The organism is Pseudomonas sp. NFACC13-1 (assembly GCF_900104425.1).
Lineage (GTDB): Bacteria > Pseudomonadota > Gammaproteobacteria > Pseudomonadales > Pseudomonadaceae > Aquipseudomonas > Aquipseudomonas fluorescens_AA.
In genome coordinates, this window is record NZ_FMXV01000009.1 from 187,766 (window position 1) to 201,600 (window position 13,835).

Consider the following 13,835-nt stretch of genomic DNA (forward strand, 5'->3'; position numbering starts at 1 on the left):
CTCGCCCAACCGGGCAGCGCGCATATTGCATTCGCTCCGAGGAATACCATGGCCCGCGTAACCGTTGAAGACTGCCTAGAACACGTGGAAAACCGCTTTGAGCTGGTCATGCTCTCTACCAAGCGTGCCCGTCAACTGGCCACCGGCGGCAAAGAGCCATTGGTCCAGTGGGAAAACGACAAGCCTACCGTGGTAGCGCTGCGTGAAATCGCCGAGGGCCTGATGAGCTACGAGTTCATCGCCAACGCTGAAATCGTCGAAGACGAACCGCTGTTCGCAGCGTTCGAGGACGAGTCCAACGAGGCGGTCTAAGCCTATGCCTGGTCGACGTAGCACGGCGCGGGGTCACAGCGAACGGCAGGAGTCATCATCATGCCGAGCATAGACGCCCTCGCCGATCGCTTATCGGCCTACCTCGGCACGGACCAGGTCAACCTGGTCCGCCGAGCCTATTTCTACGCCGAACAAGCCCACGACGGCCAACGCCGCCGCAGCGGCGAGGCGTACGTCACGCACCCGCTTGCCGTGGCGAACATTCTGGCCGACATGCACATGGACCATCAGAGCCTGATGGCGGCGATGCTGCATGACGTGATCGAAGACACCGGCATTGCCAAGGAAGCGCTGCAAGCGCAGTTCGGCGAAACCGTGGCCGAACTGGTCGACGGGGTCAGCAAGCTGACCCAGATGAACTTCGAGACCAAGGCCGAAGCCCAGGCCGAGAACTTCCAGAAGATGGCCATGGCCATGGCGCGCGACATCCGCGTGATCCTGGTCAAGCTCGCCGACCGCCTGCACAACATGCGCACCCTGGAAGTGCTGTCCGGCGAAAAACGCCGGCGCATCGCCAAGGAAACCCTGGAAATCTACGCCCCCATCGCCAATCGCCTGGGCATGCACGCGATCCGCATCGAGTTCGAAGACCTCGGCTTCAAGGCCATGCACCCGATGCGTTCGGCGCGGATCAACCAGGCCGTCAAGCGCGCCCGGGGCAACCGCAAGGAAATCGTCAACAAGATCGAAGAGTCCCTGAGCCACTGCCTGGCCATCGACGGCATCGAAGGCGAAGTCAGCGGGCGCCAGAAACACCTCTACGGCATCTACAAGAAAATGCGCGGCAAGCGTCGGGCCTTCAACGAGATCATGGACGTCTACGCGTTCCGGATCATCGTCGACAAGGTCGACACCTGCTATCGCGTGCTGGGTGCTGTACATAATTTGTACAAACCGTTGCCGGGGCGCTTCAAGGATTACATCGCGATCCCCAAGGCCAACGGCTACCAGTCGCTGCACACCACGTTGTTCGGCATGCACGGCGTCCCGATCGAAATCCAGATCCGTACCCGCGAAATGGAAGAGATGGCCAACAACGGCATCGCCGCCCATTGGCTCTACAAATCCAGCGGTGACGAACAACCCAAGAGCACCCACGCCCGTGCCCGGCAGTGGGTCAAGGGTGTGTTGGAAATGCAGCAGCGCGCTGGCAATTCCCTGGAATTCATCGAGAGCGTGAAGATCGACCTGTTCCCGGACGAGGTCTATGTCTTCACCCCCAAAGGCCGGATCATGGAGCTGCCCAAAGGCTCCACGGCCGTGGACTTTGCCTATGCGGTGCACACCGACGTCGGCAACAGTTGCATCGCCTGTCGCATCAACCGGCGCCTGGCACCGCTGTCCGAACCGCTGCAAAGCGGCTCCACGGTGGAAATCGTCAGTGCCCCCGGCGCACGGCCCAATCCGGCATGGCTCAACTTCGTGGTCACCGGCAAGGCCCGTACGCACATCCGGCATGCGCTGAAACTGCAACGCCGCTCCGAATCCATCAGCCTCGGCGAACGCCTGCTGAACAAGGTCCTGAACGGTTTCGACAGCTCCCTGGACAAGATCCCGGGCGAGCGCGTGCAGGTGATGCTCCACGAATACCGCCTCGAATTGATCGAAGACCTGCTCGAAGACATCGGCCTGGGCAATCGCATGGCCTATGTCGTCGCCCGCCGCCTGCTTGGCGAAGGCGAACAACTGCCAAGCCCCGAAGGCCCGCTGGCGATTCGTGGCACCGAAGGCCTGGTGCTCAGCTATGCCAAGTGCTGCACGCCGATCCCGGGCGACCCGATTGTCGGCCACCTGTCCGCCGGCAAGGGGATGGTGGTGCACCTGGACAACTGCCGCAACATCAGCGAAATCCGCCACAACCCGGAAAAATGCATCCAGCTCTCCTGGGCCAAGGATGTCACCGGTGAATTCAACGTCGAGCTGCGGGTCGAGCTGGAGCACCAGCGCGGCCTGATCGCGCTGCTGGCCAGCAGCGTCAACGCCGCCGACGGCAATATCGAAAAAATCAGCATGGACGAGCGCGATGGCCGCATCAGCGTCGTCCAATTGGTGGTCAGCGTGCACGACCGTGTGCACCTGGCCCGCGTGATCAAGAAGCTGCGCGCCCTGACCGGCGTTATCCGCATCACCCGCATGCGCGCATAGCGCCTCAATAGCCCTATTCCTTACAAGGAGTCCTCAATGACCAAGACCGTTATCACCAGCGACAAGGCCCCAGCCGCCATCGGCACCTACTCCCAGGCGATCAAGGCCGGCAACACCGTGTACATGTCGGGCCAGATCCCGCTGGACCCGAAGACCATGGAGCTGGTGGAAGGCTTCGAAGCCCAGACCGTGCAGGTGTTCGAAAACCTCAAGGCCGTGGCCGAGGCCGCCGGTGGTTCCTTCAAGGACATCGTCAAGCTGAACATCTTCCTCACCGACCTGAGCCACTTCGCCAAGGTCAACGAGATCATGGGCAAGTACTTTGACCAGCCTTACCCTGCCCGCGCCGCCATTGGCGTGGCGGCCCTGCCAAAGGGCGCGCAGGTTGAGATGGATGCCATCCTGGTCATCGAGTAATAAGGTCGGCGCAGCCTCCCCCGCTGCGCCGTTTTCGTCTTGAAAGGATTCCACCATGCGCAAAGCGCTTGCTTTCTCGCTGCTCGCCCTTTTCCTGGGCGGTTGCGCCAGCGACCCTGCCGACCGTGACATCAGCGGCACCTGGATCAACCAGGCAGCCATCGACGCTGCCGCCAAGGGCGGCCCGCTGCGCGAAGCGCTGCAAGGCTATGGCCCGAACCTGGAATGGGACATCAACACCCGGGCCGGCCAGGCGCGCTACACCAATGGTTTTGAAAACGTCGAAGGCAAGCTGCTGGGCGAAGAAGACGGCACGTGGAAAGTCGATTTCTACGGCAGCTCCGCCAGCGAACTCAAGCGCGACGGCAATCAATTGAGCCAGGCCGCCACCGAGAACGAACCGCAGCAGGTGTTCGACCGCGCGCAACTCCAGGTACCGGAAGGCGCCCCCATCGGTGCCAGTTTCGAACGCGCGCTGTATGCCGCCTACCTGGGCGGCACCTGGAACATCGCCAGCGGCCCCGGCCAGGGCGCCACCGTGCAATTCCAGCCCGACGGCCAGGTCAGCGGCCTGCCGGGCGCCGACCGTTACGCCCTGTGCCTGGCCGGCGATTGCGCCTCCATGAGCGGCGGCAACGACAACATCTGGCTGCAACAGAACGGCCAGGGCAACACCTGGATCTTTGCCCGCAATGGCAAGACCCTGGAAATTTTCCAGACCGTGAACGCGGCGCTGGCCGATGAAATGCCATCGTTCACGCCGGGCAACCGGCAGTGGGTGCTCGAAAAGCAGTAGCCCGATACCTTGAGGGAGCGAGCTTGATCGCGATAGCGGTATAACAGCCAACCTTGATGTTGACTGTCAGGGCCTCATCGCGAGCAAGCTCGCTCCCACAGTTTGTTTTGGGGGGTGTCAGGCGAATCAGCAGCGCCCTTCCAGAATCGCCGCATACCCCTCGCGAAAACTCCGATAACGCGGCGACCAGCCCAGGGCCTTGGCCCGGGCGTTGCTGCAGCGTTTGCTACCGGCGCGGCGGACGCTGGCGTTTTCGGCCCATTGGGTGACACCCAGGTAGTCGCGCAGCCAGCCCACCACGTCGGCCAACGCGGCGGGAGCGTCATCGACGCCGATGTAGCAGTCTTCCAGGGGCTTGCCCTGGCGATCGGCTTCCAGCAGAAAGGCCAGCAGGCCCGCCGCGTCGTCGGCGTGGATGCGGTTGGCGTACAGGGGCGGATCCTCCACCACGCTGTAGCCCTGGCGTACCTGGTTCAGCAGCCATTCGCGGCCCGGCCCATAGATGCCGGTCAGGCGCACGCGGCTGGCGGGTATGCCACTGTCCAGGGCCACTTGTTCGGCTTCGAGCATCAGCCGGCCGGAATAGCCACCGGCCACGGTGGGCGAGGTTTCATCGACCCATTCCCCCGCCTGCTGCCCATACACACTGCTGCTGGACACGAACAGCAGGCGCTTGGGCCGTTGCCCGTGCTGCTGCAACCAGCCCAACACATGCTGCAAGCCTTCGACATAAGCCGTGCGATAGCCCGCTTCGTCATGGTCGGTGGCCGCGGCGCTGTACACCAGGTAATCCAGCGACCCGGTGGGCCAATCGGCAGGACATTGCTCGCTGAACAAATCCCCCGCCACCCCGATGACGCCGGCCGGCAGGCTCGAAACCGTACGCCGCAGGCCATGGACCTGCCAATGTGCGGCCAATAACTGGCGGGCCAGGCGGCCGCCGATATCACCGCAGCCGGCGATCAAAACAGAAGGCGCGGACATCAAGAACTCCTCTGGCAAAGCCGCAGACTAGCCTCCGAGATGGACGAGCGGCTAGCCATCGGACAAAAAAAGTAACTGTATTACTTTTGTTAACAAGAATTACTTGCAATAATGCCTGCCACTTTTGTTCTCGGCCCACGAGGCCTGGAAGAACATCAACCTTCTTTTTTTCTCAGGTCCGGCCAGCATGAAACGCTCTCTATCCCCCGCTTCGCCAACCAACCGACCTCGTGCCTGGAGCACGGTAGCCGCCCTGCTGTTCAGCCTGCTGCTGGCGCCTGTCGCCGCGCTCGCCGATGCGCAGACGCCCGCCACGTCCCCAGCCACAACCCCGGCCGCCGTCCAGGCACCGGCAGACCCGGCCGCTCCCGCTGCGACGCCGGTCGCCACCGATCCGGCCCAAGCCGTCGAGGCCCAGGCACCTGAAGCGCTCGAAGCCGACAACTCGCTGGGCATGGCCCACGACCTGTCGTCATGGGGCATGTACAAGAACGCCGACATCATCGTGAAAATCGTGATGATCGGCCTGGCCATCGCCTCGATCATCACCTGGACCATCTGGATTGCCAAAGGCTTCGAGCTATTGGGTGCCAAGCGTCGCCTGCGCGGTGAAATCGCCGCCCTGAAAAAAGCCGCCACCCTCAAGGAAGCCAGCGCCACCGCCGCGAAGGAAGGCACCCTCGCCAACCTGCTGGTGCATGACGCGCTCGAAGAGATGCGCCTGTCGGCCAACAGCCGCGAGAAAGAAGGCATCAAGGAGCGCGTGAGTTTCCGCCTGGAGCGTCTGGTCGCCGCCTGCGGTCGCAACATGAGCAGCGGCACCGGCGTGCTCGCCACCATCGGTTCCACCGCCCCCTTCGTCGGCCTGTTCGGCACCGTGTGGGGCATCATGAACAGCTTCATCGGCATCGCCAAGACCCAGACCACCAACCTCGCCGTCGTCGCTCCAGGCATCGCCGAAGCCCTACTGGCAACGGCACTGGGCCTGGTCGCGGCCATTCCAGCCGTGGTGATCTACAACGTCTTCGCCCGCTCCATTGCCGGCTACAAGGCCCAGGTCTCCGACGCTTCGGCGCAAGTCCTGCTGCTGGTCAGCCGTGACCTCGATCACCTGCCGTCCGAGCGCAGCTCGCAACCGCACATGGTGAAAGTGGGGTAATCGGCCATGGGCCTGCATTTGAAAGAAGGCGCAGACGACGATCTGGCCGAGAACCACGAAATCAACGTCACGCCGTTCATCGACGTGATGCTGGTGCTGTTGATCATCTTCATGGTGGCCGCCCCGCTGGCCACCGTGGACATCAAGGTCGACCTGCCGGCGTCGACGGCCAAGCCTTCGCCGCGGCCGGAAAAACCGGTGTTCCTCAGCGTCAAGGCCGACCAGCGCCTGTTCCTGGGTGAAGACGAGGTCAAGGCCGACACCCTCGGCGCGACCCTCGACGCCAAGACCCAGGGCAAGAAAGACACGACGATCTTCTTCCAGGCCGATAAAGGCGTGGACTACGGCGACCTGATGAGCGTGATGGATGCACTGCGAAGCGCCGGCTACCTGAAGGTCGGCCTGGTCGGACTCGAGACGGCGCCCAAGAAATGATCACGACGCGCCAAAAGCTGACGCGTTACAGCGGTAGCCTGGTGGTGGTACTGGGCGTGCATGCGCTCGCCATCGCCCTGGCGCTGAACTGGACCTCGCGCGCGCCCATCGAGTTGCCACCCCAGGCGATGATGGTCGAACTGGCGCCAGTGCCAGCCCCGCCACCGCCGGCACCGCCAAAAGTCGTCACACCGCCGCAGCCGCCCGAGCCGGTCGAAGAGCTGCCGCTGCCCAAGCTTGCCGAAGCGCCGAAGCCGGAAATCGCCGTGCCCAAGCCGGTCAAGCCCAAGCCCAAGCCTCAACCGCCCAAACCCAAGCCCGTGGTCGAGAAAAAGCCGGAGCCGCCGAAGGAACTGCCGTCGGAGCCGAAACCGAGCGACACCCAGCCGACCCAGGCACCGACCGAGAAGTCCGCGCAACCGGCGCCCGGCCCGTCACCGGCGCAAATGGCCGCCAAGGCCAATTGGCAGGGCACGCTGCTGGCGCACTTGGGCAAGTACAAGAAGTACCCGCCCAGGGCCCAGCAAATGAACAAGGAAGGCACCAACCGCTTGCGTTTCGTGGTGGATGCCGACGGCAACGTGCTGTCATTCGAGTTGGTGGGCAGTTCCGGCACGGAGTTGCTGGACCGGGCCACCCTGGAAATGATCCGCCGCGCCCAACCGCTGCCCAAGCCACCGGCGGAGTTGCTGACCAACGGCACCATCGAACTGACGGCACCGTTTGTGTACTCCATCGACAAGCGCCGGCGCTGATCGCATATTTGCAAGCCCCTTAACAGGGGCTTTTTTGTTTCTGGTGAAGAGGCCTTCTGGAGCAAAGACAAAATGTGGGAGCCGCGGCATCTGTGGGCACCAGGGCATCTGTGGGAGCAAAGCTTGCTCGCGATACAGGCACCTCGGCTCCAGCGAACACCGCGTCAACTTCATCGCGGGCAAGCCTTGCTTCCACAGACAATTCCATATCCTTGAATAAATCCCTGACCACACACACATTCGACAGTGTCACACCGCGCCCCCAGTCTGATAACGTGCGTCTATCGATTGCAGCCGGTATGCTTGGCTCGCAACTTCACGGACGCTCGCCATGACCCTCACAGAATTACGCTACATCGTGACCCTCGCCCAAGAGCAGCATTTCGGCCATGCGGCCGAGCGTTGCCACGTCAGCCAGCCGACGCTATCGGTGGGCGTGAAAAAACTTGAAGACGAACTCGGTGTACTGATTTTCGAGCGCAGCAAAAGCGCCGTGCGCCTGACCCCGGTGGGTGAAGGCATCGTCGCCCAGGCACAAAAGGTCCTGGAGCAGGCCCAAGGCATCCGCGAACTGGCCCAGGCCGGCAAGAACCAACTGACCGCCCCGCTGAAAGTCGGCGCGATCTACACCGTCGGCCCATACCTGTTCCCGCACCTGATTCCACAACTGCACCGGGTCGCCCCGCAGATGCCGTTGTACATCGAAGAAAACTTCACCCACGTGCTGCGCGACAAGCTGCGCAACGGCGAGCTGGACGCGATCATCATCGCCCTGCCGTTCAACGAAGCCGACGTCCTGACCCTGCCGCTCTACGACGAACCCTTCTACGTTCTGATGCCGGCAGAGCACCCCTGGACCCAGAAAAAAACCATCGACGCGGCCCTGCTCAACGACAAGAGCCTGCTGCTGCTCGGCGAAGGCCATTGCTTCCGCGACCAGGTGCTCGAAGCCTGCCCGACCCTGACCAAGGGCAGCGAAGGGGCCAAGCACACCACGGTGGAGTCCAGCTCCCTGGAAACCATTCGCCACATGGTCGCATCCGGCCTGGGCATCTCGATCCTGCCGCTGTCGGCGGTGGACAGCCACCATTACTCCCCCGGCGTGATCGAAGTCCGCCCGCTGACGCCGCCCGTGCCGTTCCGTACCGTCGCCATCGCCTGGCGCGCCAGTTTCCCGCGGCCCAAGGCCATCGAAATCCTCGCCGACTCGATCCGCCTGTGCTCCGTGGCCAAGCCGCCCGCTGGCAAGTAAGCCGCTGTCATGACTGAGCTGTCGAAGGTGCCGGTCACGACACTCAAGGGTGTCGGTGAAGCCATGGCCGAGAAATTGGCCAAGGTCGGCCTGGAAACCCTCCAGGACCTGCTGTTCCACCTGCCGTTGCGCTACCAGGACCGCACCCGCGTGGTGCCCATCGGCCATCTGCGTCCGGGACAGGACGCGGTGATCGAAGGCACCGTCAGCGGCGCCGACGTGGTCATGGGCCGCCGCCGCAGCCTGGTGGTGCGCCTGCAGGACGGCACCGGCGGGCTCAGCCTGCGCTTCTATCACTTCAGCAATGCGCAAAAGGAAGGCCTCAAGCGTGGCACCCGCGTGCGCTGCTACGGCGAGGCACGGCCCGGGGCTTCGGGGCTGGAGATCTATCACCCGGAATACCGCAGCATTACCGGCGACGAACCGCCGCCCGTGGATGAAACCCTGACCCCGGTCTATCCGCTCACCGAAGGCCTGACCCAGCAACGCCTGCGCCAGCTCTGCCAGCAAACCCTGACATTGCTCGGCCCCAGCAGCCTGCCCGACTGGCTGCCCACGGAACTGGCCCGGGACTACCACTTGGCGCCGCTGGCCGACGCGATCCGCTACCTGCATCATCCACCCGCCGACGCCGACGTGGACGAACTCGCCCTCGGCCATCACTGGGCCCAGCATCGCCTGGCGTTCGAAGAGCTGCTGACTCACCAACTGTCCCAGCAACGCCTGCGCGAGAGCCTGCGTTCCCTGCGCGCCCCGGCCATGCCCAAGGCCAGGGACCTGCCGGCCCGTTACCTGGCCAACCTCGGCTTCACCCCCACAGGCGCCCAGCAACGGGTCGGCAACGAAATCGCCTACGACCTGAGCCAGCCCGAGCCAATGCTGCGGCTGATCCAGGGCGATGTCGGCGCCGGCAAGACCGTGGTCGCCGCCCTCGCCGCGCTGCAGGCCTTGGAGGCGGGTTATCAGGTGGCGCTGATGGCGCCCACCGAGATCCTCGCCGAACAACACTTCATCACCTTCCAGCGCTGGCTCGAACCGCTGGGCATCGAAGTCGCCTGGCTGGCCGGCAAGCTCAAGGGCAAGAACCGCGCCGCCGCCCTGGCGCAGATCGCCGAGGGCGCACCGATGGTGGTCGGCACCCATGCGCTGTTCCAGGACGAAGTGCAGTTCAAGAATCTGGCCCTGGTGATCATCGACGAACAGCACCGCTTCGGCGTGCAACAGCGCCTGGCCCTGCGGCAGAAAGGCGTCGGTGGGCGGATGTGCCCTCATCAATTGATCATGACCGCCACGCCGATCCCGCGGACCCTGGCGATGAGCGCCTACGCCGACCTCGACACCTCGATCCTCGACGAACTGCCTCCCGGCCGCACGCCGGTCAATACCGTGTTGGTCACCGATACCCGACGGGTGGAAGTGATCGAGCGCGTGCGCAGCGCCTGTGCCGAGGGTCGGCAGGCCTATTGGGTGTGTACGTTGATCGAAGAATCGGAAGAACTGACCTGCCAGGCGGCCGAAACCACCTTCGAGGACCTCACCGCCGCCCTCGGCGAATTGAAGGTCGGGTTGATCCACGGCCGCATGAAGCCCGCCGAGAAAGCCGCGGTGATGGCTGAATTCAAGGCCGGCGCCCTGCAACTGCTGGTCGCCACCACGGTGATCGAGGTGGGCGTCGACGTGCCCAATGCCAGCTTGATGATCATCGAAAACCCCGAGCGCCTGGGCCTGGCGCAGTTGCACCAGCTGCGCGGCCGGGTGGGCCGGGGCAGCGCCGCCAGCCATTGCGTCTTGCTCTATCACCCGCCGCTGTCGCAGATCGGCCGCCAACGGCTGGGGATCATGCGCGAAACCAACGACGGTTTCGTCATCGCCGAAAAAGACCTCGAATTGCGTGGCCCCGGTGAAATGCTCGGCACACGCCAGACAGGTCTGCTTCAATTCAAGGTAGCCGACCTGATGCGCGACGCCGATCTGCTCCCCGCCGTACGCGACGCCGCCCAGGCCCTGCTGGAACGCTGGCCCGACCACGTCAGCCCGCTGCTGGATCGCTGGCTGCGTCATGGGCAGCAATACGGCCAAGTGTGAGCACGCGCTCAGTTTTCCAGACCCGCGTGCAGGACAAGCTGGTTATACTGACCAACTTGTAGGAAAACGGATACAGACCATGACAGAAGCTGCCCTCGTCCCCGAAGCCCCGCACGCTCCGTCTGTTATTCGGCTGTTGCTCGAGAAATTGGGCATCGGCTATGACGAAGTACTCGAACGACCCGGCCTGAACCCTGCCCGCAAAGTGCAGGCGGTGTTGCTGCACGATGCCGTTGGCGCGCTCATGGTGCTGTTTCCGCAAAGCCAGCTGCTGGACCTCAACCGCCTGGCCGAACTCACCGGCCGCAAGCTCACGGCGGTGCCGACCGAACGCCTGGAGCGCATGCTCGGCAAACACAGCCTGAGCCTGCTGCCCGGGCTGCCGGCGCTGACCAGCTCACCGTGCCTGTACGAAGAAAGCCTGCTGCGCGAACCGAAGCTGCTGATCAACTCCGGCGAGCCGGGGCTGCTGCTGGAAGTGACCAGCGAAGCGTTCAAGACCATGCTCACCAAGGCCAGCGCCGCGACGTTCGGCGAAGCCGTGAGCAACATCACCCCCAACCTGGACCGCCCGCACGACGACCGCGCGGAAATCACCCAGGCGGTGCAGGCGTTCACCGCCCGGCGTATCCAGCAGCGGCTGGAAGAAACCATCGAGATCCCGCCACTGGCTGAAACTGCGCAAAAAATCATCAAGCTGCGGGTCGACCCTGACGCCACCATCGATGACATCACCGGCGTGGTGGAAACCGACCCGGCCCTGGCCGCGCAAGTGGTGAGCTGGGCCGCCTCGCCCTACTACGCGTCGCCGGGCAAGATTCGCTCAGTGGAAGACGCCATCGTGCGGGTACTGGGCTTCGACCTGGTGATCAACCTGGCGCTGGGCCTGGCCCTGGGCAAGACCCTGAGCCTGCCCAAGGACCACCCGCAACACACCACGCCGTACTGGCACCAGTCGATCTACACCGCCGCCGTGATCGAAGGCCTGACCCGCGCCATGCCGCGCGCCCAGCGGCCCGAAGGCGGCCTGACCTACCTGTCCGGCCTGCTGCACAACTTCGGCTACCTGCTGCTGGCCCACGTGTTCCCGCCGCACTTCTCGCTGATCTGCCGGCACCTGGAGGTCAACCCGCACCTGTGCCACAGCTACGTGGAACAACACCTGCTGGGCATCAGCCGCGAGCAGATCGGCGCCTGGCTGATGCGCTACTGGGACATGCCCGAAGAACTGGCCACCGCCCTGCGCTTCCAGCACGACCCGCATTACGACGGCGAATTCGCCGCCTACCCGAACCTGGTGTGCCTGGCCGTGCGCCTGCTGCGGGCCCGCAGCATCGGCTCGGGCCCGGATGAAGACATCCCGGATGCCCTGCTCGAACGCGTGGGCCTGACCCGGGAAAAGGCCAACGACGTGGTCAGCAAGGTGCTGGAAGCTGAAGTGTTGTTGCGGGAACTGGCTTCGCAGTTCAGCCACGGCTGAATCCGGTACTCGATGAAGCCAACCTGACCGCAACGGGTTGGCGAGCTTTGTGTGGCGAGGGAGCTTGCTCCCGCTCGGCTGCGCAGCAGTCGTAAAACCGCCTGTCGCGGTCCGCCTGGAGGGTTGCGTTCACCACTTGGGGCCGCTTCGCGACCCAGCGGGAGCAAGCTCCCTCGCCACGGGTTCTCGGCTAGGCCTTCTTGGCTTTCTTCGGCTTCAAGTACTTGGTCAGCCCCTGGAACCAGATCACCAGCGCCGGGTTGCCCTTGATCTGGATCGACTTGTCCTGGATCCCTGTCATGAACGCCAACTGCTTGTTCTTGGCCTGCATCGTGGCGAAGCCATAGGCGGCGTCCTTGAAGGCGATGGCAAAGGCCGGGGTCGGATAAGTGCCGGACTGGCTGGTGATGCGCTGGTTTTTCACGGTGAAATGCCGGGCGACCTTGCCGTCCAGGGTTTGCAGCTGGAACACCAGCTCCTTGTCGCCCAACTGCTGCTGGAACGCCGGATTGGTCCGGCTGGCCTTGCCCATCAACAACCCCAGCATCCACAGCAGAAAACGAAATTTCATGGGCACAGCCTCGTGAGAAAAGATCAATGGCTGGCAGTTTAGCGATTCTTCGGCACAACGCCATCATCGGATCGCATTATCGGAAGATAAGCTGGTTTTCGCGAAAGATGACTGCCAAGTCACGAAACCTGAAGTCAAAAGATCGCAGCCTTCGGCAGCTCCTACATCGGTTTCTGTAGGAGCTGCCGAAGGCTGCGATTTTTTGATCCCTTTCCCCTGCCCAACCCTCGGACATTTCCTTCAACACGCCGGGCTGTTCGTGAACTAGGCAGGGCTCTGGGGCACCGCTAACCTTTGTTCGTCATCGCAAAAAACGGTGACACGGACGTGCAAGTCCGAACTAGGAACGCATTCGTTATGGCTATTCGCCGAGCATTTTTCTATGCTCGCCGACTGTTATGGCGGCTGCGCGTGGGAGACCTTCGGGTCTGCCGGGTTCCTGGACCGGTCTTGCACACCTACGTACAGCTGCCACCCATTTTCCGACGTGCAATCGGAGGGTGCCGGCTCCACTTCCAGGAAGTTTCATCATGTTCGAAGCAACTCCGAATCCTCCGCAAAACGGCCACAGATCCCGCGTCGAAGCGCAAGAAGAAAAAAAGCTCGAAGACGCCGCCACTCGCGCCCTCGATTACTACCTCAACCCCAAACCCTCTGCCCCACCCGAAACCGATAAAAGCCACCTCTTCATCGTTGCTCCTCACATCGACACCGAAACCCTGCTCGCCAACGCCTCCGAAGACCTGCTGTCCATCAGCACCATCGCCGCCGACCTGGCTGACGACGTGGATGACTCACGCCGCTGCATCGCCCTGGCAATCAGCCGCATGGCCGATGGGGTGCAGTTGTTGGTCGAGCGGGCGTTGGATCATCTGGAAACCAGGGAGATAGCGGCGCCTGATGCCAAGGGATAGCGCTTGCATTGATGCAGGCTGAGCCGACGCCATCGCGAGCAGGCTCGCTCCCACAATTGGATCGGGGAGGGCCAAAGAGCCAGGTCGGCTATAAGGCCGCCTCGGCGGGCTTTTGATCTGGGGGCCCCGTTGACCACGCTGGCCGAACGTAGGTATTGCGCAGTGGGCACCTCGGCATGGATGCCGAGGTAGCCGCGCTGGGCCATGGATGGCCCTTCGCGGCGGCCCACGGAGCAATGCCGGAGTGAGGGCACACCGAGCCTAGGCGAGGTGCCGAGTGGTGGGGCAATGTACGGGACAACCACATGGGTTACAAAAAAGTGCATTCACATAGGTGACACTTTTATTGAAACATAGCCGTTCTTTGCGTCCCTGGCATTGACGTGACCTAGGATCACCGGACCGAAGATCACATTCCATACCCCGTCCTTGATCATCTCCATTCCAATGTTCTGATGCCTGAGCAGATTCCCCACGTATATCCGCAGACCGGCTCGATTAATAATTCC

The 13,835-nt window shown here is 63.2% G+C and carries 13 protein-coding genes and 2 pseudogenes; 11 read left to right on the forward strand and 4 right to left on the reverse strand.

Annotation, left to right across the window (positions count from 1 at the left end):
* Positions 1 to 48 precede the first annotated feature (48 nt).
* The 4 genes from rpoZ to BLQ55_RS14355 are packed head-to-tail and all read left to right on the forward strand — an operon-like array spanning position 49 to position 3,691.
* Positions 49 to 312, forward strand: a complete 264-nt coding sequence (gene rpoZ, locus BLQ55_RS14340; RefSeq protein ID WP_003177259.1) for a DNA-directed RNA polymerase subunit omega — start codon at positions 49 to 51, stop codon at positions 310 to 312.
* A 60-nt stretch (positions 313 to 372) separates the two neighbouring features.
* Positions 373 to 2,478, forward strand: a complete 2,106-nt coding sequence (gene spoT / locus BLQ55_RS14345) for a bifunctional GTP diphosphokinase/guanosine-3',5'-bis pyrophosphate 3'-pyrophosphohydrolase (RefSeq protein WP_053126562.1) — start codon at positions 373 to 375, stop codon at positions 2,476 to 2,478.
* A gap of 36 nt (positions 2,479 to 2,514) precedes the next feature.
* Positions 2,515 to 2,895, forward strand: coding sequence for a RidA family protein (locus BLQ55_RS14350; RefSeq protein ID WP_014340863.1), 381 nt, complete (start codon positions 2,515 to 2,517; stop codon positions 2,893 to 2,895).
* A 55-nt stretch (positions 2,896 to 2,950) separates the two neighbouring features.
* On the forward strand, positions 2,951 to 3,691 hold the full coding sequence (locus BLQ55_RS14355; protein ID WP_092204774.1) for a hypothetical protein: 741 nt from the start codon (positions 2,951 to 2,953) through the stop codon (positions 3,689 to 3,691).
* A 126-nt stretch (positions 3,692 to 3,817) separates the two neighbouring features.
* On the opposite strand, the gene BLQ55_RS14360 is transcribed toward BLQ55_RS14355, so the two are convergent.
* Complete coding sequence (locus BLQ55_RS14360) at positions 3,818 to 4,675, reverse strand: SDR family oxidoreductase (RefSeq protein WP_092254530.1); 858 nt, start codon at positions 4,673 to 4,675, stop codon at positions 3,818 to 3,820.
* Positions 4,676 to 4,862: 187 nt separating this feature from the next.
* Here BLQ55_RS14360 and exbB point away from each other — a divergent pair, with 187 nt between their 5' ends.
* The 6 genes from exbB (at position 4,863) to BLQ55_RS14390 (ending at position 11,841) form a co-directional block, all read left to right on the forward strand.
* Positions 4,863 to 5,834: a tonB-system energizer ExbB gene (gene exbB, locus BLQ55_RS14365; protein ID WP_092254560.1), complete on the forward strand. Its 972-nt coding sequence runs from the start codon at positions 4,863 to 4,865 to the stop codon at positions 5,832 to 5,834.
* A gap of 6 nt (positions 5,835 to 5,840) precedes the next feature.
* Positions 5,841 to 6,269 (forward strand): TonB system transport protein ExbD, encoded by a 429-nt coding sequence (gene exbD / locus BLQ55_RS14370; RefSeq protein ID WP_060740040.1) that lies wholly within the window; start codon positions 5,841 to 5,843, stop codon positions 6,267 to 6,269.
* Positions 6,266 to 7,024 carry an energy transducer TonB gene (locus BLQ55_RS14375; RefSeq protein WP_092254533.1) on the forward strand — a complete coding sequence of 253 codons (759 nt, stop codon included), beginning with the start codon at positions 6,266 to 6,268 and terminating at the stop codon, positions 7,022 to 7,024. Before exbD ends, BLQ55_RS14375 begins: the two co-directional genes overlap by 4 nt.
* A 331-nt stretch (positions 7,025 to 7,355) precedes the next feature.
* Positions 7,356 to 8,276, forward strand: coding sequence for a hydrogen peroxide-inducible genes activator (locus BLQ55_RS14380; RefSeq protein WP_053126577.1), 921 nt, complete (start codon positions 7,356 to 7,358; stop codon positions 8,274 to 8,276).
* A 9-nt stretch (positions 8,277 to 8,285) separates the two neighbouring features.
* A complete protein-coding gene (gene recG, locus BLQ55_RS14385) occupies positions 8,286 to 10,361 on the forward strand; it encodes an ATP-dependent DNA helicase RecG (RefSeq protein ID WP_092204777.1) in 2,076 nt (691 codons plus the stop codon).
* A gap of 79 nt (positions 10,362 to 10,440) precedes the next feature.
* Positions 10,441 to 11,841: an aminoacyl-tRNA deacylase and HDOD domain-containing protein gene (locus BLQ55_RS14390; RefSeq protein WP_092254536.1), complete on the forward strand. Its 1,401-nt coding sequence runs from the start codon at positions 10,441 to 10,443 to the stop codon at positions 11,839 to 11,841.
* A gap of 190 nt (positions 11,842 to 12,031) precedes the next feature.
* Here the strand turns inward: BLQ55_RS14390 and BLQ55_RS14395 are convergent, their stop codons facing one another.
* Positions 12,032 to 12,412 carry a helicase gene (locus tag BLQ55_RS14395; RefSeq protein WP_092254539.1) on the reverse strand — a complete coding sequence of 127 codons (381 nt, stop codon included), beginning with the start codon at positions 12,410 to 12,412 and terminating at the stop codon, positions 12,032 to 12,034.
* A gap of 530 nt (positions 12,413 to 12,942) precedes the next feature.
* On the opposite strand from BLQ55_RS14395, the gene BLQ55_RS14400 reads away from it, so the two are divergent.
* Complete coding sequence (locus BLQ55_RS14400) at positions 12,943 to 13,326, forward strand: DUF6124 family protein (RefSeq protein WP_092254542.1); 384 nt, start codon at positions 12,943 to 12,945, stop codon at positions 13,324 to 13,326.
* Positions 13,327 to 13,445: 119 nt separating this feature from the next.
* Here the strand turns inward: BLQ55_RS14400 and BLQ55_RS32850 are convergent.
* Together BLQ55_RS32850 and BLQ55_RS32305 are read right to left on the reverse strand one after the other, a co-directional pair.
* Positions 13,446 to 13,532: pseudogene (locus tag BLQ55_RS32850) on the reverse strand (nucleoid-structuring protein H-NS); the annotation flags it as partial.
* A 120-nt stretch (positions 13,533 to 13,652) separates the two neighbouring features.
* Positions 13,653 to 13,835: pseudogene (locus BLQ55_RS32305) on the reverse strand (IS481 family transposase); the annotation flags it as partial.